19 protein-coding genes and 10 tRNA genes are annotated in these 19,462 nt (G+C 42.1%); 8 read left to right on the top strand and 21 right to left on the bottom strand.

What is annotated here, in order from left to right:
- Complete coding sequence (locus D1970_RS17965) at window positions 1-513, bottom strand: DUF3231 family protein (RefSeq protein ID WP_119114247.1); 513 nt, start codon at window positions 511-513, stop codon at window positions 1-3.
- A 473-nt stretch (window positions 514-986) separates the two neighbouring features.
- Between D1970_RS17965 and D1970_RS17960 the strand changes: the two genes are divergently transcribed.
- Window positions 987-1,448: a hypothetical protein gene (locus tag D1970_RS17960; RefSeq protein ID WP_142921029.1), complete on the top strand. Its 462-nt coding sequence runs from the start codon at window positions 987-989 to the stop codon at window positions 1,446-1,448.
- 88 nt (window positions 1,449-1,536) lie between these two features.
- Here the strand turns inward: D1970_RS17960 and D1970_RS17955 are convergent, their stop codons facing one another.
- Window positions 1,537-3,327 (bottom strand): helix-turn-helix transcriptional regulator, encoded by a 1,791-nt coding sequence (locus D1970_RS17955; protein WP_119114236.1) that lies wholly within the window; start codon window positions 3,325-3,327, stop codon window positions 1,537-1,539.
- A 201-nt stretch (window positions 3,328-3,528) separates the two neighbouring features.
- Here D1970_RS17955 and D1970_RS17950 point away from each other — a divergent pair, with 201 nt between their 5' ends.
- The 6 genes from D1970_RS17950 (at window position 3,529) to D1970_RS17925 (ending at window position 7,926) form a co-directional block, all read left to right on the top strand.
- Window positions 3,529-4,440 (top strand): ABC transporter ATP-binding protein, encoded by a 912-nt coding sequence (locus D1970_RS17950; RefSeq protein ID WP_119114235.1) that lies wholly within the window; start codon window positions 3,529-3,531, stop codon window positions 4,438-4,440.
- Window positions 4,437-5,372: an ABC transporter permease gene (locus D1970_RS17945; RefSeq protein WP_119114234.1), complete on the top strand. Its 936-nt coding sequence runs from the start codon at window positions 4,437-4,439 to the stop codon at window positions 5,370-5,372. Before D1970_RS17950 ends, D1970_RS17945 begins: the two co-directional genes overlap by 4 nt.
- Before the next feature lie 70 nt (window positions 5,373-5,442).
- Window positions 5,443-6,150, top strand: a complete 708-nt coding sequence (locus D1970_RS17940; protein WP_119114233.1) for a DUF4097 family beta strand repeat-containing protein — start codon at window positions 5,443-5,445, stop codon at window positions 6,148-6,150.
- Window positions 6,151-6,585: 435 nt separating this feature from the next.
- Window positions 6,586-6,927, top strand: coding sequence for a PadR family transcriptional regulator (locus D1970_RS17935; RefSeq protein ID WP_119114232.1), 342 nt, complete (start codon window positions 6,586-6,588; stop codon window positions 6,925-6,927).
- Entirely contained in the window at window positions 6,920-7,402 is a 483-nt protein-coding gene (locus D1970_RS17930) for a hypothetical protein (protein ID WP_119114231.1), read from the top strand. The genes D1970_RS17935 and D1970_RS17930 overlap by 8 nt, the downstream gene beginning before the upstream one ends.
- Complete coding sequence (locus D1970_RS17925) at window positions 7,399-7,926, top strand: permease (RefSeq protein WP_119114230.1); 528 nt, start codon at window positions 7,399-7,401, stop codon at window positions 7,924-7,926. The genes D1970_RS17930 and D1970_RS17925 overlap by 4 nt, the downstream gene beginning before the upstream one ends.
- 51 nt (window positions 7,927-7,977) lie before the next feature.
- On the opposite strand, the gene D1970_RS17920 is transcribed toward D1970_RS17925, so the two are convergent.
- The 8 genes from D1970_RS17920 to sigW form a co-directional block, all read right to left on the bottom strand.
- A complete protein-coding gene (locus tag D1970_RS17920; protein WP_119114229.1) occupies window positions 7,978-8,688 on the bottom strand; it encodes an alpha/beta hydrolase in 711 nt (236 codons plus the stop codon).
- Between the two features lie 46 nt (window positions 8,689-8,734).
- Complete coding sequence (locus D1970_RS17915) at window positions 8,735-8,941, bottom strand: TnsB C-terminal domain-containing protein (RefSeq protein ID WP_119114228.1); 207 nt, start codon at window positions 8,939-8,941, stop codon at window positions 8,735-8,737.
- A gap of 213 nt (window positions 8,942-9,154) precedes the next feature.
- The gene (gene glmS, locus D1970_RS17905; RefSeq protein ID WP_119114227.1) at window positions 9,155-10,957 is read right to left on the bottom strand and encodes a glutamine--fructose-6-phosphate transaminase (isomerizing); all 1,803 of its coding nucleotides are present in this window, start codon (window positions 10,955-10,957) and stop codon (window positions 9,155-9,157) included.
- Between the two features lie 495 nt (window positions 10,958-11,452).
- Complete coding sequence (gene glmM / locus D1970_RS17895) at window positions 11,453-12,802, bottom strand: phosphoglucosamine mutase (RefSeq protein ID WP_119114225.1); 1,350 nt, start codon at window positions 12,800-12,802, stop codon at window positions 11,453-11,455.
- A gap of 40 nt (window positions 12,803-12,842) precedes the next feature.
- On the bottom strand, window positions 12,843-14,111 hold the full coding sequence (locus D1970_RS17890) for a CdaR family protein (RefSeq protein ID WP_119114224.1): 1,269 nt from the start codon (window positions 14,109-14,111) through the stop codon (window positions 12,843-12,845).
- Window positions 14,104-14,937, bottom strand: coding sequence for a diadenylate cyclase CdaA (cdaA, locus tag D1970_RS17885; protein WP_119114223.1), 834 nt, complete (start codon window positions 14,935-14,937; stop codon window positions 14,104-14,106). Before cdaA ends, D1970_RS17890 begins: the two co-directional genes overlap by 8 nt.
- 144 nt (window positions 14,938-15,081) lie before the next feature.
- Window positions 15,082-15,723 carry an anti-sigma factor family protein gene (locus D1970_RS17880; protein WP_119114222.1) on the bottom strand — a complete coding sequence of 214 codons (642 nt, stop codon included), beginning with the start codon at window positions 15,721-15,723 and terminating at the stop codon, window positions 15,082-15,084.
- A gap of 15 nt (window positions 15,724-15,738) precedes the next feature.
- Window positions 15,739-16,302: an RNA polymerase sigma factor SigW gene (gene sigW / locus D1970_RS17875; RefSeq protein WP_119114221.1), complete on the bottom strand. Its 564-nt coding sequence runs from the start codon at window positions 16,300-16,302 to the stop codon at window positions 15,739-15,741.
- A 172-nt stretch (window positions 16,303-16,474) separates the two neighbouring features.
- On the opposite strand from sigW, the gene D1970_RS17870 reads away from it, so the two are divergent.
- Window positions 16,475-16,639 (top strand): aspartyl-phosphate phosphatase Spo0E family protein, encoded by a 165-nt coding sequence (locus D1970_RS17870; RefSeq protein ID WP_119114220.1) that lies wholly within the window; start codon window positions 16,475-16,477, stop codon window positions 16,637-16,639.
- A 73-nt stretch (window positions 16,640-16,712) separates the two neighbouring features.
- Here the strand turns inward: D1970_RS17870 and rocF are convergent, their stop codons facing one another.
- From rocF to D1970_RS17815, 11 genes are all read right to left on the bottom strand, one after another.
- Entirely contained in the window at window positions 16,713-17,609 is an 897-nt protein-coding gene (gene rocF, locus D1970_RS17865; protein WP_119114219.1) for an arginase, read from the bottom strand.
- Between the two features lie 818 nt (window positions 17,610-18,427).
- Window positions 18,428-18,503, bottom strand: a tRNA-Ala gene (locus D1970_RS17860).
- Between the two features lie 3 nt (window positions 18,504-18,506).
- Window positions 18,507-18,581 (bottom strand) — tRNA-Gly (locus D1970_RS17855).
- A 37-nt stretch (window positions 18,582-18,618) separates the two neighbouring features.
- Window positions 18,619-18,691, bottom strand: a tRNA-Lys gene (locus D1970_RS17850).
- Between the two features lie 6 nt (window positions 18,692-18,697).
- A tRNA-Gln gene (locus D1970_RS17845) sits at window positions 18,698-18,772 on the bottom strand.
- A 46-nt stretch (window positions 18,773-18,818) separates the two neighbouring features.
- Window positions 18,819-18,903, bottom strand: a tRNA-Tyr gene (locus D1970_RS17840).
- A gap of 6 nt (window positions 18,904-18,909) precedes the next feature.
- Window positions 18,910-18,982: transfer RNA gene (locus D1970_RS17835), tRNA-Thr, on the bottom strand.
- Between the two features lie 41 nt (window positions 18,983-19,023).
- A tRNA-Val gene (locus tag D1970_RS17830) sits at window positions 19,024-19,099 on the bottom strand.
- A 4-nt stretch (window positions 19,100-19,103) separates the two neighbouring features.
- A tRNA-Glu gene (locus tag D1970_RS17825) sits at window positions 19,104-19,178 on the bottom strand.
- A gap of 14 nt (window positions 19,179-19,192) precedes the next feature.
- A tRNA-Thr gene (locus D1970_RS17820) sits at window positions 19,193-19,265 on the bottom strand.
- Window positions 19,266-19,292: 27 nt separating this feature from the next.
- A tRNA-Asn gene (locus tag D1970_RS17815) sits at window positions 19,293-19,367 on the bottom strand.
- Window positions 19,368-19,462: the final 95 nt, after the last annotated feature.

Below are 19,462 nucleotides of genomic sequence, written 5' to 3'. Positions count from 1 at the left end.
CTAACAATCTTCTGCTTTATAATGATGTAAAGGAGGTGGAACTAGCCATCCTTTTTCTTTATTTAGACGAAGAACTTTAGCTCCAAGTGCTGCCTTTTGAATATGAAACTGTCCAAACATCATTCCAATATCTTCTCGAATTGATTGCCCCATTATTGTACTGCACGATACTAATCCTGCAGCAATGCTCATTGAAAGAGCAGCTGCTATTTCAGGATCTGCAAAACGTGCTCCAACTGGAATATCCTCTAAACAAGCATTAGGTCTTTCTGGAGGTGTTGGAGGTAATCCAACTCCATTCGAATTTAATAAAGTTTCAATCTGTTTGATTTCTTGTTGTCCTCCTTGAATGGCTTCCTCAAGCAATTTCTGTAAATCTTCATCACCTGCATGGTTTAGGTGAGTTTGATAACCTGCAATTGTCCCTTTAGCCGTTAAAAGAAATGACCATGTGCTAAATACTTCCCCATAATGCATAGGTTCGTCTGTTGGATTTCCACTTAAAATTCCCATTGTAATCCTCCTAATCAAATTCATATTTAGTGCCTCCTTTCGCCAAAGCACATATTTATCATTCTCCTTTAGCAGCTTATAAATTCATTATTTTGTGGCTTCGAAATAAAGCTCGATCATTAATAAAAATGTCTAATTGTTTATAATAAAGTTTGATCAGGAATCCTGTTTTAAAATGTATAATTTTCCTTATTCCGCAATCGGGCGCGATTGTTGAACATCAAAAGCCTAATTTCTCACTAAAGGTAACGGAGGAATTAGGCTTTTTTATCTTTCAAAATCCATAAATTTGTAAATCCCTACTTCCTTGATGTTATCCCATTGGTAAATGGGGCGTCAACAAGTGGTACATCTTGTGGCAATCGCTGGTAAAAAACATGACAGAGGTGGTACATTCTTATGGCTGTAATCAGCAATATGTCATAGACAACATTAAAAGCAGAAAGAATATTGTAATATACCTGGTGTTATACGTGAAATCTAGCCAAGACTTTTTGGAAACAGCTGAAACAGCACTGTCTATGTCAATAGTTGAAAAAACAGTATGGAACCGTTGGGTAGGTTCTAAATCAAATAATTCCTGGATGCCGAAAAGGCTTTCTTGTTTTATAATAGACATAGGAGTCACCTCCGCAATCGAAATGTTTTGGTTGTACTTAATAAATTCGATATTCGGGGAGGTACTCCTTTTTTATGTTTTAAAAAGCCTTGCGACTCTAGGGACGAGAGTTATAAGTCCATTCGACTTATTGGATTTTCATAAAAATAAAATTATTAAAGAGTTGGAATTTGAACATGAACCAGTTGTGCTTTATGGTGATGAAGCATTTAACTTTTTACGCAAAAATGTTATTGTCTATCATAATAAATCTAATAAAATAATTCTTTTTTATACGGGTGGTAATTTCCTCTATGAAAACGTAGTGATATCATAGTACAAAGAAGATGTAAATATTCGCCATGCAATAGCTTGACTTAATTTTTTTATGTCCAGAAAATTGACTTGGATTCCCTCTTATTTCGTCAGGTTAGACATTCAATTCTTGCCTTCTCCACTGCTTCTTCACGGCTATGCACTTGCAATTTAAGGTAAATAGAGGAGATATAATTCCGTATCGTACCTTCCGACAGATGTAGCTTCTGTGCAATTTCCTTATTGCGAAGTCCTTCTGTCAAGCACCAGAGAACTTCGATTTCCCGTTCGGTCAGCTCATACCGATTCTGCACCTTATCCCCAATCTTGTGTTGAAACAATTGATGAGCTATATCCTGCGAGATCATCGTCCCCCCGCTATATATGAGTCGAATGGTTGCGGCCAATTCCTTAGGGTGTATCGATTTCAACATGTATCCTTCTGCTCCGATACGAAGAGCTTCAGCCGCCAAGGAAACATCCTCTATTGTCGTAATCATAATGATACGTATGTTTGGCCACGTCTCTTTAATAAACTTTGTAGCTTCGATACCGTCCATCTCAGGCATGTTGATGTCCATTAATACAATGTCGGGACGATCCTTCTTACATTCTTCGATGGCTTGTTTGCCATCTCCTACAACCCAAACTTCGAAATCCTGTTCTTCTCCTAACAGCAATCTAAGACTCTCACTTACCAATGGTTGATCATCCGCCAACAAGATTTTGATTTTCTGGCCACCTTCATGAGATGGATTGGGAATCGTGCAGGTTACCATTGTGCCGGCATCCGACTGCGAATGGATAAAGAGTTTGCCTTGTAATGGAGCTAAACGCTCCTTCATACCTGTCAAACCGAATCCATATTGGAGATTATCTTCACCCCTGCCATTATCCTGTACCTGTAGCATCATCTGTGTGTGATCATATTGCAAAAGAACTTGAATTGTACTGGCTTGCCCATGACGACTAGCGTTAGTTAGAGCCTCCTGCAGACAGCGATACAAGGTAAGTCTGACCTGCTTCATCACAGGGTAAGGCTCACCCATTGTACGAAATACAATCCGAATCCCGGTATTCGTCTTGAATTCATCCATAATCTGAAGCAGCGCTCCATCCAACGGCAGCGCCTCCTCGATTGGATCCATCTGATGCACCTGACGGCGAATGTCATCCAGTCCCGTTCTAACCAACTTGAGCATTCCCTGTAGTTTGGCTTCTCCCTCTTTCGAATAAATATGGGACTTAAGCGTTTCCATTCCTAGAATCATGGAAGTAAAGGTATGACCGATCGTATCGTGTAGCTCACGTGCCATTCGGTAACGTTCCTCCAACAGCGTCATTCTTTCAATCTGTGATGAATACTGCTCCAAAATCGTGTATTGCTTCTTTATCAACGAAAGCTTCTGCTTGATGGCATTAATCGCCAAGGCTCCTTTTTGTAGTGCATAACTTACCCCGTAGAAGATAAGTGCATCGATTATGCTTTGCCATATGACAGGATGTGACAACGATGAACTGATAGAATCCCCTGCACTTAGAACAAACAGTGTGACGGCGATAGGAAGCGAGAACCAATGGGATAGGCCTCGACTATAGAACGCAATCGTAAAGAGAGCAGATGGAAACAAGCGTATCAGCCCAAAATCATAAGCAAGAAATAATGATACTCCACCAGCAAACAAGCACTCTGATATCAGGTATCGATAATAGTGACCCTTCACAAACAAAAAGGGGACAAGATTACACAGTAAAAGTGGAACAAACACCAGCCAAAAAGAAAATGTTGGCTGATCCTGATACATAAAAATGATAACAGCGACGACCCATAGGCAACGAATAGCAAGCATAGTCCAGTCTTGCCATGACCACCGATTTTTATTTTTAATTAGAAAACGCATATGTACAACTCCTTTAATCTTTTTGGCATGAGAAAAAAACGGCATGAACACGCCCAATTTCCTTTGTCATATCAAGGTTATGACTTCTTGTCACTCGGCTTTATGACAATCCTTCTGCTAGTTTGAAGTTGGATGAGATGAATCCCTAGAATACAGAAAAGTATATCTCATTCCAATTACTAATAAAAGGAGTGGTAGACATTGTCGCTGCTACAAATTCGTGATCTCACGAAAAAAATAGGAAACAAGGTCATTGTTGATCAGGTAACGTTAAATATGGATAAGGGAGAAATCCTGGGACTCCTCGGTCCGAACGGAGCAGGAAAAACATCGACGATTCGGATGATCGTCAGCTTAATGTCCAAATCAGGAGGCCAAGTACTGATTAACGGAACAGATGCTCATGCCAACTTTGAACAAACTATGAAGCATGTAGGCGTAATCGTGGAGAATCCGGATTTTTACAAATATTTGTCCGGTTTTGACAATTTAATTCACTTTTCTCGCATGACGCCAGGCGTGACAGAAGTAAGAATTCAGGAAGTCATTGCACTAGTTGGTCTGGAGCATAGTATCGGTGATAAAGTTGGGACCTACTCCCTGGGCATGCGTCAGCGCCTAGGCCTTGCCATCGCTCTTGTCCATAAGCCTTCCCTGCTCATACTGGATGAACCTACCAACGGACTTGATCCAGCTGGTATCCGTGAACTGAGAGGTCACTTGACACATCTGGCTCAAAAAGAAGGTGTAGGTATTCTGATCTCCAGCCACCTCATGTCCGAAATGGAGATAATGTGTGATCGGGTCGCAATTATGCAAAAAGGAAAACTGATTAATATTTACAAGATATCGGATATGGCAGCAGATGAACGAACACAAGTTCAATTCGAAGTCGATCGACCAGATCTAGCCGTACAAATCCTTCAAACGCTAATGTCTGGTGATGAAATCACGACAGATCAACGACATATTCAAGTCAGTATCACCAAGGCGCATATTCCGGAGATTAGCCGGAAGCTAATGGAAGCAGGAATTAACGTATTTGGTGTCCACGCGGTCCAAAAAACGTTGGAAGACAAGTTTATGGAGATAACAGGAGGGGAAGACCATTGATTTCATTCATTCGCAATGAAAACATGAAGATTTATAAACGAAAGCGTACCTGGGTTATGATTGCAATCGTCTTGTTGTACGTAGTACTTCAAATCGTGAATTTGAAAACGGCTGGAAGTGGCGCTACCAACGACAATTGGAGAGCACAGTTAGAACAAGAGAATGTGCAATTCGGCAAGGAAGCCACCAAGACGGACGCGTTGAACATTGAAATCAAGCAGGCCGAGAAACACATAGTGTTGAATGAGTACTATTTAGACAAAGGCATCCCGCCTAGCACCAATGGATGGAGCTTTGCGGTGAGCCAAGTGCGGAATATCATTTTTGCGGTTTCCCTCATCTCCATTATTATCGCAGGCGAGATTGTTGCCGCTGAATTCGTATCCGGTACGATTAAGCTTCTATTGACCCGTTCGGCTAGTCGCAGCAAAATCTACATCTCCAAGTATGCCGCCGCCATCTTGTTCGGCCTTATGTTATCAGTAGCTGGTATACTAACATCGATTTTACTTGGTGGCTTCATATTTGGTTTCAATGGATTAGCAGACAGCTATTTCTATGTAAAGAACCAATCTGTAGAAGAAATTCCAATGCTGCAAGCTTTACTTGCGGGATATGTGCTTAATATTCCATTCTTGCTCATCACGATTACATTGGCATTTATGATCTCTGCCGCCTTTAGAAGTACAACCTTCTCCATCGTTATTTCCCTGCTCGTCTCGTTGACTGGGTTTATTATTGCGATTGCTATGGACGGTTGGAGCTGGACGAAATACTTCGTTTTCTCCCACACTGACCTTACTCCGTACATATACGGAAATCCTTCTGTTGATGGGGTAACATTGAGCTTTTCCCTCATATTTATCGGGATTCATCTAGCGGTCATGTATTTGATATCCTACCCTATATTTGTAAAGCGCGATGTGGTCTGAGTGGCGTCTTCGAGATTGAGCAAAAAAATCGGAATTTTAGAACAATCTCTGCAAAAAAAGGAGGATAAATATGAACATAATGAAGAGAATAAAGGGCGCTATGATTGTAGTGTCATTGATGTTGATTGCTGCCTGCGGAGCGAAAGAAGAATCAACGGCGAAGGACCTGGAATTACCGTCGGTCGGTCTGAAAAAGCTTGTCATTGACCATCGGAATGGGGAAATTCAGATTTCTGGGAGTTCTGATTCGGATAAAATCGAAGTTGTTGCTTTGGCCAAAGGCAAAGGGGTCAGCATGGATAAATTGGAGCTAAATCTGAAAGCACAGAAAGATACTGCTTATTTAGATGCACGGTTTAGAGGGCAATTCCTTGCTATGGGATCGGGGGCAGTCGATCTGGAAATCAAAGTTCCAAAGCAACTTAAGCTGGATATTAAGTCACACCGTGACGGCAATATCCAAGTATCAGAGCTATCGTCTAGCGCCAAGATTGACAACATCAATGGCGATATTCAAGTATCGAACCTAACCGGCTCACTTGAAATTGATAATCGAGATGGTGACATCACCGCTCATGATATCGATTCGGATGTAGTCATTAACAATATCAATGGACATATTGCGGTTGATCAGGTAGGTGGTTCAGTAGAGATACAAGTGGGTGATGGTAGTCTGGATATCAACCACGTGGCGAAAGATGCGTCTATTACACAGTCAGGAAACGGAGAAATTAAAATTGGTGAGGTAAAGGGCAAGATTCTTAATAATAAAAAATAGCATCGGTGTAGCTTTGGAATAATGTTTGATCAAAAATACCTCACAAATCAGCATTTTACAATAAATCAAAAGAAGCCATTTTTGAAAAATGTTTGATCAAAATGGCTTCTTTTTCATTAGATTTTAGTTTGGTTATTATAAAAAAGTTTGATCTGATTCTTATTCAATTAAATCCTCTGTTTCATTTTCTAGCTGTAATCTTCGACAATTGCGCCCGTTTGCGGAATATTAAAAAATACAAAAAAACTACAAAAATTGAAACTTAGTTGCCTTACTAAACCACTCATTAGTTTAAGTATAATCCTTCCTATTCTAATTTTTAGTTATCACACAAAAAAAATTGACACCAAACTGTTTTTAACAGTATACTGTCACTAACAGTTCGGTGTATTGCCAATAATTTTTAAACATTAAAATTAGGAGGTTATATGTTTTATGAAACATACAGGGAGACATACAGGTGCATTTCTATTGCTATTTTTAACAGAGGGAGATAACTATGGAGGGAACCTTCTGCAAAAATGTAAGGAAGAGCTTCCTATCAATCCAATTGATAGTGCTATATTATATCGCACACTAAAAAAATTAGAGGCAGAAGGCGCTGTTGAGTCTTATCTAGATACATCTGATCAAGATAAACCGATAAGGATGTACAAAATCACTACAGTTGGAAAAAGAAAATTAGAAGATTTTCAAATAGATATTGAAGAAAAAATTCAAAATTTATCGTTTTTCCTAGAAAAATATAAAGAATGGACGGCTCAAAATAATGATTAATGGAATTATTCTATATACTATAGCCATTATTTATTTGGGTATTTCTTTCATAAAAAATAAACATAAAACAAAGGCAGCCTTATTAAGTTCATGGAAAATGTTTCGCAATGTTTTACCGGATTTATTAGCTATCATGCTTTTTGTTGGATTAGCATTATCTTTATTGACACCATCCCTTATTTCTTCAATTATTGGAGAAGATTCTGGCTTACTTGGCATCATTTATTCAACAATCATTGGATCAATTGCTATAGTGCCTAGCTTTATAGTCTTTCCTCTTGGACATACATTAGTTCAAAATGGTGCTGCTCTTCCACAAGTTGCTGTATTAATGTCAACATTAATGGCTGTAGGAGTGGCAAGTTTATCTATGGAACAAAAAACTTTTGGACATAGTTTTGCTTATGCTCGAAATATTTCTGCCATAATAATGTCTCTTCTATTTGCATTTATTATTTGGGTGGTGATGACATGAAAAAGCTAAAAAGATATCGGTTCTTTCTCATTTTATTATTAGGGCTTCTACTTATTGCATTTATGAATCAAGCTATTGCTATAAAAACAGTTCAGTTAACTGGTAAAAGTATTTTGGATATGTTAATTCTACTTCCTCCAATATTTATATTAGTGGGATTATTGGACCAATGGGTAAAGAAAGAGTCACTCATTCGATATATGGGGGAAAAATCAGGTATATTTGGTGTCCTCTTCACCTTATTATTAGCAACAGTAGCTGCTGGACCTCTTTATATAGCCTTTCCAATTGCAGTACTTTTATTGAAAAAAGGAGCCAGTGTCCGCTATATAGTATTTTTCTTAGGGGCTTGGTCAACAGTGAAATTGCCAGTTCTAGTGTATGAATTCACTTCATTTGGTCCTAAATTTACACTTATTCATATTTGCTTTGGCCTCGTGTTTTACTATTTAACAGGGATTCTTTTTGAAAAAATATATAGCCAACAAAAGTTATTAAAGCATGGTATGACTAAGGAATTATAGATTCAAAATAATAAGTCTTTGAGCCTCTTATACATCAATCATTTTTTATTATCATTTAACGTATATATGTTTTTTCAGCCATTGTCTGAAATACTGCAACTGTTCCTCAGTATGGAAATAGTGTTCTCCATTCTCCATTACATGCAAATTACAGTTAAAACGTTTATTAAATTCAGATACAACGTCAAACTCACATAAGTTATCTTCTGAACCATAGAGAATTGAAGTTGGATTATTCCAAGCAACAATAGGATGTTCTTTCACATAACAGTAGTAATCCCAATAGAGAGTTTGTCCAATAGGTGTAGAAATTTCTTTCTCTATTTTTAGTCTACTCTCACTTACATTAAACCATGTCATCATATTATTTATGATACGTTCCATATTTACCACAGGAGAGAGAAACAAACACTGCTTCAACTGCTCATGGCTATATTCTAATAGGCTAAAATATGCTCCCATGCTACAAGCAAAAATGCTTATATTATTTGATAACGATTTTGCATAGGTCATAATTGTATTAAGGTCTTGAATACAGTTTTGAACTTTGCAAAGATAAGTATCATCCTTACGGTCACCATGTTGAGGTAAATCAAAACTAAGCACTTGATAACCTACTACTGTTGCTTCTTCTGCAAATACAATAATCGAGTCATCTGCCTTATTTGACATGTTACCATGTACCACCACAAATAACTTATCTGATTTGTCACCCCACAAAATTGTTGGAATGTTTTTTATTTTAAAATTATTTTTTATCATTACAATTTATCCTCCATGAAATATAAATTTAGCGTATTTAAGCCATTTATCTAATGTTTTCTTGCTTTTGTAAGTGGCAGAGATTTAACGTAGCATCTAAACGATAATCTACAAATCCTTTTAAATCTCCTCGGTAAGCAGTCGTATTTTCTATTTTTATATTTAAGTTATTGATCAAATTTTCGACAGAATACCCCTCAAACTCTCCTCGATCTGCAATAATAATTTCGGGTAAATGTTTTGTTTCAGCCACTGTTTATAATCTATACTAATACCTGAGCCTCGACCTTGTTTAATCCACTTTTCAATTTCAGATGTTCTTTTTCTTTTGGACATAAAAACACCCCTTTAGACAATTATATCCAAAGGGGTAAAACGGTACATCTTTCTTATAAACAGTACATCTTTCTTATAAACAGTACATCTTTCTTTTAAAACTACACTTCATCCCCAACCCAACTAAATCCTACTCCACCGTAACGGACTTCGCCAGGTTCCTTGGCTTGTCGACGTCGCAGTCGCGGTGCAGTGCTGCATAGTAGGAGATGAGCTGCAGCGGTATGACAGAGATAAGAGGTGTTAACAGGTGATGCACTTCTGGAAGGACGAAGCGGTCTTCGTCTGTTTCCAGGCCTTTCATCGAAATGATGCAAGGGTTTGCGCCGCGGGCTGCTACTTCTTTAACGTTTCCGCGGATGCTCAGGTTGACAAAATCCTGGGTTGCCAGGGCAATGACAGGCGTGCCTTGCTCGATCAGTGCGATTGTACCGTGCTTAAGTTCTCCTCCGGCGAAGCCTTCCGCCTGGATGTAAGAGATCTCTTTCAGCTTAAGCGCACCTTCAAGGCCAACGTAGAAGTCAATCCCACGGCCGATGAAGAAGCAGTTCCTTGTGACAGTCAGGAATTCGCGGGCAATGTCTTCGAAAGCTTCTTTCGAGTCTGTCAGCGACTCCATTGCACTTGCCACAATGCCAAGCTCCTTCACAAGGTCGAACTCTACTGCAAACCCGCGGCTCTTGGCCGTTACTTCTGCAAGGATAGCCAATACAGCCAACTGGGCTGTGTATGCCTTTGTTGACGCAACAGCAATCTCAGGACCTGCATGTAGAAGCAGGGTATAGTCCGCTTCACGGGACAGTGTTGAGCCTGGCACGTTCGTGATTGTCAGTGCAGGATGGCCCATTTCTTTCACCTGAACGAGTACCTGGCGGCTGTCCGCTGTCTCCCCGCTCTGCGAAATGAAAATGAACAATGGCTTCTCTGACAGAAGCGGCATATTGTAGCCAAACTCGCTTGAAATATGCACTTCAACAGGTACCTTGGCCATTCTTTCAATGAATTGCTTTCCGACAAGACCAGCATGATAAGAAGTTCCTGCCGCAATGATATAAATGCGGTCAGCCTTTTTCATCGCTTTCACGATATCTGAGTCGATTTCAAGCGCGCCTTCGCCATCCTGGTAGTTCTGGATGATCTTACGCATCACAAGCGGCTGCTCGTCGATTTCCTTCAGCATATAGTGCGGATAGGTTCCCTTTTCGATATCGCTCGCATCAAGCTCGGCTGTATAGGATTGTCTCTCAACCGTCTCGCCGTCAAGGTTCTTGATTGTCACTTTTTCCTTTGTGACAATGACCATTTCCTTGTCCATAAGCTCCACGTATTCCCTTGTCACTTGCAGCATTGCCATCGCATCACTTGCCACGACATTGAAATTTTCGCCAAGTCCAACAAGAAGAGGGCTTTTGTTTTTCGCCACATAAATCGTATCAGGATCCTGATGATCAATCAGGGCAAGTGCATAAGAACCGTGCAGCAGCGACAGCGTTTTTCGGAACGCTTCTTCGACATCCTTGCCTTCGTTCATAAACAGCTCTACCAGCTGTACGATTACTTCGGTGTCTGTTTCGCTTTTAAACGGAACGTCATGCAGATACTCGCGCTTCAGAAGATCATAGTTCTCAATCACTCCATTGTGGACAAGCGTCAGCCGCCCGGATTGGCTTTGGTGAGGATGAGAATTCTCCCTGCTAGGCTCGCCGTGTGTCGCCCAGCGCGTATGCCCAATACCTGTGCTGGCAAAGACATCGCCATTGACAGCTTTCCTCAGGTCAGCAATCCGGCCTTTCTCCTTGAATACATGAACGCCCTCGCTGTTTGCTACAGCAATACCAGCAGAATCGTAACCCCTGTACTCAAGCTTCTCAAGCCCTCGCAGCAAAATTTCCTTCGAATCGTTATTTCCAATATATCCAACAATACCACACATATTTTCTTTTCCTCCCTAACGATTAGGGGGCAAGAAACCTTTGGGGGCGTCTTGCCCCCTCATCTCTGTTATATATTTAATGACAGCCTTTTTCAGGCTGCCTTTGGCATTCCCTTCCCTTTGTTCATCAGGTTGCCCTGGTGTTTTAAAGAAAGGATTCACGGCTGTGCACTTCAGCCGGGAGGCATCCGCCGAACCCTCGATAAACCTCCACCTCGTCAACTAACCCGCCTTCGTTCCGGATCAGTCCTGGCGCTTTTTTAATCTGGCAACCCTTTTTGCCTGCCCTCCTTCCAGTAAATATAGTCTGTTTTTGTAAATATACAAAAACAGGATAATCATACCTGAATCTGCTAGTTCAGTCAACAATAAAAAAACAAGGAAGCCTTCAAGTCTCTTTCCCGAATGTAAAAAGAATAAACTTCCTCCCTAATAAATATGCACAGGGAAGCAAAAGTGTTCCCTGTGCACAAAAAGGCGTATATTTAGAAGGGTTTACTCAGTAAGACCCATTTCCTTTTCAACGACTGCCACAATGCGATTCACGTATTCACGGCATACATCCTCAGTCGGGGCTTCTGCCATGACCCGCACGAGTGGCTCAGTACCGGAAGGACGTACAAGAATGCGTCCGTTTCCGTTCATTTCCTTCTCGACAGTCTCGATGATTTCCTTTACCTTCTCATTGTCTGTGACATGGTATTTGTCTGTCACACGCACATTGACAAGCACCTGTGGGAATTTCTTCATCTCAGCTGCAAGCTCTGACAATCTTTTGTTTTCAACCTTCATGATATTCGCAAGCTGAAGGCCAGTCAGGAGGCCATCCCCTGTTGTATTATAGTCAAGGAAAATAATGTGGCCAGATTGCTCCCCGCCAAGGTTGAAGCCATTCTTCTTCATTTCCTCGACAACATAGCGGTCACCTACGGCTGTCTGCGCGGTGCTGATTTCATTGGCCTCAAGCGCCTTATAGAAACCAAGGTTGCTCATGACAGTGGATACCACAGTATTATGTTTAAGCCGCTTTTTTTCCTTCATATACTTTCCGCAGATGTACATAATCTGGTCGCCATCGATAATGTCCCCATTCTCATCGATTGCAATGAGGCGGTCGCCATCACCATCAAAAGCGAGTCCAATATCGGCACCCTTCTCTTTCAAAAAGGCAGCCAGGGCCTCCGGATGTGTTGAGCCAACTCCTTCATTGATATTCAATCCGTTCGGAGAAGCACCCATCGTTGAAATACCCGCATCCAGGTCGGCAAACAAATGCATGGCAAGTGAAGAAGTTGCGCCATGCGCACAGTCAAGGGCAATATGTATTCCCGAGAAATCTTCATCCACTGTCTGTTTTAAAAACTGCAAATATTTCTGTCCACCCTCGAAATAGTCATTTACCAAACCAAGATCGGCTCCCACAGGGCGCGGAAGCTTATCCTCTTCCAAATCCATCAGCTGCTCAATTTCAAGCTCTTGATCATCAGACAGTTTAAATCCATCAGGGCCAAAAAATTTAATCCCATTGTCTGCCACAGGATTATGGGAAGCCGAAATCATGACTCCCGCCTGAGCATCCATTGCTTTCGTTAGATAAGCCACTCCTGGAGTAGAAATCACACCAAGCCTCATGACTTCAGCGCCTATCGAAAGGAGTCCGGCCACTAAAGCTCCTTCAAGCATATGACCGGAAATCCTGGTATCACGTCCGATTAACACTTTTGGGCGGTCCTTGTCTTTCGTAAGCACATACCCGCCAAACCTGCCTAGCTTAAACGCAAGTTCTGGAGTAAGCTCACTGTTTGCAACTCCCCGTACTCCATCAGTACCGAAATATTTACCCATTCTTTCAATCGCTCCTTGTGTGAAAAATTGCTGTGATTTTTTAAGCTTCTCTTTTCGAAACAGATATATTTGCTGTCTGATTTGATAGTTTCCATCTGACATTGTCCGGTACTGATACTCGGATTGCCACTTCATGTTCCCCTTCCTGAAGGCCTGAGACATTCACCAGAAGGTTTATGTCATCAGCGCCCAAGGAAGAGATGGCATCACGGGTTCCCCAAACAGAGAGGTTTAGCCGGCCGTTTGCCGGATTGATGAACGATACATCGTATTCGTCACCAGTACCCTCCACCCCGATTGGAATGTTGGATACTGTTTTTTCTTTCTCGCCGTCTTCCTGGTTTTCTTCTTTGCTCTCTCCCTGTTTGCTTACCTCTATCTTCAGTACAGCAGTCTCAGGCGTAACCGAGACGACACCGTTTGAAATAATCACAGGCAAGGTGATCTCTGTATCATCCGTAATCTTGCTAATGTCCACTTCAACACGGACTTTTTCCACGTCTTTCAGGACATCGGGATCCGCGATGATTGTGGCTTCTTTCTTATCCAGGGTCATTGATTCAATGGATACCCCAGGTACAGGGTTTCCGCTTTGCTGGATTTCTATTGGAACATTCTTGCTTGAACTTTTGACAGGGATCGTGACTTTCACAATCTTCGGCTCAACCATTACATCAAGCTTGTTCATGTTTCGGTCAAACGCCTGTATAATAGCATTCTTCTCAACCGTTTCACTAATCGGTTCGTTCAAGTTCACCGTTGCTTTAACATAGCTAATTTTTTCAATAAGATTCTTGGCGCCTGTTATTTTTACTTTTCCAGGCGTTACGGACGGTGCATCGGCAGAGTATCCGTCCTCAACCATGTCACGGTTGAATTCAGCATCTACCTTAAATTCTTTCGTCATTCTTTCCTGTATCGATACATCAGCATATTTAGGCGAGATAGTGACCTTCAAACGGTCAGAAATACCTTTTACTTTAAAAGGAACCTCATGTTCACCCATTCCAAGCTTCGTGAGATCCGTGTATACCTCAAAATCCCTAAAACCTTTTGTCTGCTGAACGATATTCTTTGGTCCTTTGATTGTCACATCCACAGACTCAGGGACACCGCTTACGACGAGGTTCTCGGTATCATAGTAGCTTTTCACCTGGACATTATTCAGTGTTTCAGTGATTGTGCTTGAAGGCACATTGATTTCCAGTGGTTTGTCCCTGCTGGTGTCTGGCACCGATGCAAACAGGAGCATGGCCAGGACTAGGGCAACAGCTTTCATGAACCATGGATTATCAAGCCATCTATCCATTTTTCTGTCCCCTTCCCATCCAACTCCAGCGTGCCAAAGTGGTCTGCTTGGTTTTTGACGGGGTTACCAGTTCATTCTGGAGCAATTCCCTAAGCTTATCCTTAGTCAGGTCCCGGTAAAGTTCCCCGTTCTTCGTCAGAGATACATTTCCTGTCTCTTCGGACACAACGATTGTGACACTGTCTGTTACTTCACTAATTCCTAATGCTGCCCTGTGCCTGGTCCCGAGTTCCTTGGAAATGAAAGGACTTTCCGACAGTGGCAGATAGCAGGCGGCAGCAGCCACGCTGCACTTCTGAATAATGACCGCCCCATCGTGCAGCGGCGTATTAGGGATAAAAATATTGATTAACAGCTCTGATGAAATCCTCGAATTCAGCTGGATCCCAGTTTCGATATAATCACTCATACCGGTTTCTTTCTCAACAGAAATAAGTGCCCCGATTCGGCGTTTGGCCATATAATCTGTTGACTTGATAATCGCCTCGACCATCCTTTCTTCTTCCTCTTCCTCCTGCAGGCCGGTCCTTGAAAACAGATGGCCCCGCCCCAGCTGTTCGAGTGCTCTCCTCAACTCAGGCTGGAAGATGATGATAATGGCAAGGAACCCCCATGTAATTGCCTGGCCCATAATCCAGCTGAGGGTTATTAAGCCGAAATAATCACTGATAAACTTAATAATCAGGATCATGAAAATCCCTTTCAGCAATTGAACGGCTTTTGTTCCCCTAATGACTGCAATCAGCTTATATATGACGAACCAGACAAGGAGAATGTCAACAATATTGGCGAGATATTTTAAAATATCAAAATCAGCGATCGACATTGCCCTTCCTCCAAAACTTTATTCATTAAATGTGTCCTTAATGTGAATCTTCCAGGCCAGACTTTCTTATTATATCATAACACCTATTTAAATTATGAATGATAGGCGTGAAATAGCACCAGTGATGAACAAAACAGCCACTCCCTAGAATTGGAGTGACTGGTCTTCTTCATTACCGCCGAACAGCCCGACCGTATCGCGCGCTGTCTCTTTAATATGGTACCAAATCCATTCAAATACTTCATTAACTTCCTGGACATCACCTGTCACATGCCCGGCGGAAGCTAAATATTTTTCTCCGTTAATGACAGTGACATCGCCCTGTACTTCTCCTTCAATATTAAGCCTGCCATTCCGGACGACCACGTCTCCTTTGACAACCTCGCCTTTCGGTACTACGACTGTTCCATTTTCTACGACAAGATTTGGCTGCTTCGAAACAGAAAATTGCTGGTCTTCGTTCCACGTGGACAGGATGCTGCCTGTCATCAGCATGAGAAATAGCGATGCGGCTGAGAGGAAAGGATGGCTTTTGAACCATCTGCTCATTTCAAGCTTCTTCTTCTCTTTGGGAAGCTTTGCCATGACGCTGGCAGTAAATCCATCAGGCGCCTTTATGTGAGAAGTATTTTGGACGAATGCAATGGCTTTTTTCAGCTCCCGAAAGTGCTGTTCACAGTCGGAGCAGGAGTGGAGGTGCTTTCTCAGTTCCTGCTCTTCGCGTTCCGATATTTCTTCATCCAAATAATCATGCATGTAATCAACGATGTGATCTGGACAACTCACTATCACTTCACCTCACTATACGTTTTTTAACTGCTGTCTGAGAGCTTCCCTTCCACGGTGGATCCTTGTCTTCACCGTTCCCAGCGGAAGATCGAGGATTTCACTGATTTCATTAAGGGAAAGCTCTTCAATATACTTTAATACGATAGCCATCCTGTATTTTTCGGGTAGCTTTGAGATTTCTTTTTGAACTTCATCCTGTAATTCCAGACTTTCCAGTTCGTCTTCGGGCAATACGGTATCCGATGAAATCTGCGAATACATGGTTAACCCTTCGGTACCCGGCACCTCGGCATCGAGAAAATAGTCCGGCTTTTTCTTTCTGATCCGGTCAATGCAAAGGTTCGTCGCAATCCGGTAAATCCATGACGAAAACTTAAGGTTTTGGTTGAAGCTGTTTATATTGATAAACGCCCGGATAAAAGCCTCCTGTGCAATATCTTCTGCCTCATGGCGATCGCCAAGCATGCGGTAGCAGAGCTGAAAGACCTTGTCCCTGTACAATTCAACTATTTCCCCATAGGCATCTTGATCGCCCTTGATCACTTGCTTGATTCTTCGTTTAACGATTGTCTCCATTCTTAACCTCCGCTCTGCTGCGGCTATTCTGAATACGTTCTAATAACAAAAAAGGTTTCACTTTTTTATTCTCCATTCATTATTTTAGCAAAAATTCACTTCGTTCGTTTTAAAAAGGTGAAAATGGGGTAAAATTTATTGTAATAAATTGAAAAATGAGGATGGGATTTCAATGTGCTTAAATAGATTGTTGGAGGATATTGAAAAATGCCGCAATGAAATGGTCCAGCTTGCCTCGCACACCCCCCTCTCCAATCAAAGAGTAGTGGATATGAGTACGAAGCTCGATCGATTATTAAATAAATATCATTCCATAAACGGAGGAAAGGTTTGTTAACAGCTTTCCTAATATAGAGCAGCAGCTGATTAAAGCTGCTGCTTTTCCTTTGGTTATATAATGAAACTGGACGCTACAGCAGTTTATCCCCAAACAATGATGCCATCAATGCGACGGCAGCAATCGCTGTTTTATTTTTTTCATCAAGAATTGGATTAACCTCAACAAATTCGGCTGATGTAATAATATCCGATTCGGCCAGCATTTCCATGGCCAGATGGCTTTCACGGTAACTGATTCCCCCAGTGACGGGTGTACCCACGCCTGGAGCATCGGTTGGATCAAGCCCGTCCAGATCCAGTGATAGATGGACACCGTCTGTCCTTTCTTTCAGGTAGCCAATCGTTTCTTCCATTACCCGTGCCATACCCAGCCTGTCCACCTCGTGCATTGTATACACTTTGATGCCATGTTCTTTAATCAGTTTCTTTTCCCCATCATCAAGGCATCTTGCCCCGATGATGACAATGTTCTCAGGCAGTACCTTTGGCGTGAAACCGCCAATATTGGTCAAAAGCTCATGCCCCTCTCCAATGCTGACTGCCAGCGGCATACCATGAATGTTGCCTGACGGAGACGTTTCGGCTGTATTCAAGTCGCCATGTGCATCGTACCAGATGACGCCAAGCTTTTTATAATGCTTGGCCACCCCTGCGAGCGTGCCAATGGCAATGCTGTGGTCACCGCCAAGCACGAGAGGAAAAGCGCCTGTACTGATAATATTGTCCACTTCCTCGGCAAGCAACCCACTCTTTTCCGCAACCAGTTCAAGATTGCGCAAATTCGACTCCGGGTCAATCTTCACTTCCGGCCTGCCGATGGCAATATCCCCTTGATCATCGATTACATCGAACAGCGTCTGCAGGCGCTCAACAACACCAGCATACCGGATAGCGCTCGGTCCCATATCAACACCCCTGCGCATTTGACCCAAGTCCATCGGCATTCCAATTATAGATATCTTTCTCATGATTTACCACCCTCCCCTAATCAAGTATTGTAACTGCTGACAAACCAATGACTCAACTCGGCAAATCTGTGTATATCTATGCATACAGGTGGCGTTGAAAGTCGATTAATAGCTTTATAGAGTCACTATTTACTATATTCTGTACAAATCACTACTAGAATACAGTTACAGGGAATATATCGAGCGGAATCAGGGATACCTTGAAGCTAATCGTCCTAACAAGATATATCGGCGTTAGTCTAAGATCTATTGAGGTTAACTGGAGAAATTCTTTTTTAGCTATAGGTAGGTTACAAGAAAAACGGTAAAAACTCGTTCTATTATATTTGTTGTATGGTATAGCTTTTTTCAGGAATTTCTCTAATGGAATGAGCAATTTTTCTTCTATTTTTTTAAAACATCCCGTCAGGATCGCTTAGTAGCTTTATAATAACATCTAATTTACATTTTTTTTAAAACTTGTTACCAGAATACAGCTGTTGGGAATATATTAGGCGGGATCGGGAATAAATCAACGCTAATTGGGAATATATTGTTCGTAATCGGGAATAATCTATCTCCAGCACATGTAGGTCACAAGTAAAACCGTTAGAACGCGTTTTTTTTATTTGTGAGACGTTCAGAAAGAGTCATTCTCCCCAAAAATAATCATGTACCAGCATTTTTGCTTGTTTTTTCATTAAAATAACCCCTTGAAAAGCAGAAAATTAACCGACCTTTTGATAAAATCCCCCGCTTTTTTATGCTCATCATTATGAAACAAAGAAAAAGCCTTAAATCTTAAAAGATTTAAGGCTGAATAGGTGTATGTAATGTGATGGTGGAGCCTAGCGGGATCGAACCGCTGACCTCCTGCGTGCAAAGCAGGCGCTCTCCCAGCTGAGCTAAGGCCCCATTTGGAGCGGAAGACGGGATTCGAACCCGCGACCCCAACCTTGGCAAGGTTGTATTCTACCACTGAACTACTTCCGCAGGAACATTCTAATATGAGTAGACAAGAATAAGTGAATGAGCCATGAAGGACTCGAACCTTCGACCCTCTGATTAAAAGTCAGATGCTCTACCAACTGAGCTAATGGCTCACAAAATGGCTGGGCTAGCTGGATTCGAACCAACGCATGACGGAGTCAAAGTCCGTTGCCTTACCGCTTGGCTATAGCCCAATGGAGAAAATGCAAAAAAGGACATAAAACCTGCCCGTTTTTTAAATGGTGGAGGGGGACGGATTCGAACCGCCGAACCCGGAGGGAGCGGATTTACAGTCCGCCGCGTTTAGCCACTTCGCTACCCCTCCACAGAGTGCCGGCGAAAGGAATTGAACCCTCAACCTACTGATTACAAGTCAGTTGCTCTACCAATTGAGCTACACCGGCATGGTGTGAATATAATGTATATTCATTTGCTTGTCCAAAAATGGTGGAGGATGACGGGATCGAACCGCCGACCCTCTGCTTGTAAGGCAGATGCTCTCCCAGCTGAGCTAATCCTCCGTAATGGTGACCCCTACGGGATTCGAACCCGTGTTACCGCCGTGAAAGGGCGGTGTCTTAACCGCTTGACCAAGGGGCCATACTTATTTAAAGAGCTTCCAAGCGGGCTCGAACCGCTGACCTCTTCCTTACCATGGAAGTGCTCTACCTGCTGAGCTATGGAAGCAAATCAAACCTGTAAGGTGCAAATCAATGGCTCCGCAGGTAGGATTCGAACCTACGACCGTTCGGTTAACAGCCGAATGCTCTACCACTGAGCTACTGCGGAATAATATTGTTGTTTCCTATACCAGTTCAGCTGCCTGTTAGCTGCTGCAGAAAATAAAAAATTGCCTGGCAGCGTCCTACTCTCACAGGGGGAAA

Origin of the sequence: Mesobacillus zeae (genome assembly GCF_003570705.1) — a bacterium.
Classification (GTDB): Bacteria; Bacillota; Bacilli; order Bacillales; family Cytobacillaceae; genus Mesobacillus_C; species Mesobacillus_C zeae.
Note: the sequence above shows the minus strand (reverse complement) of the source record. Positions and strands in the feature narration are given on the sequence as shown.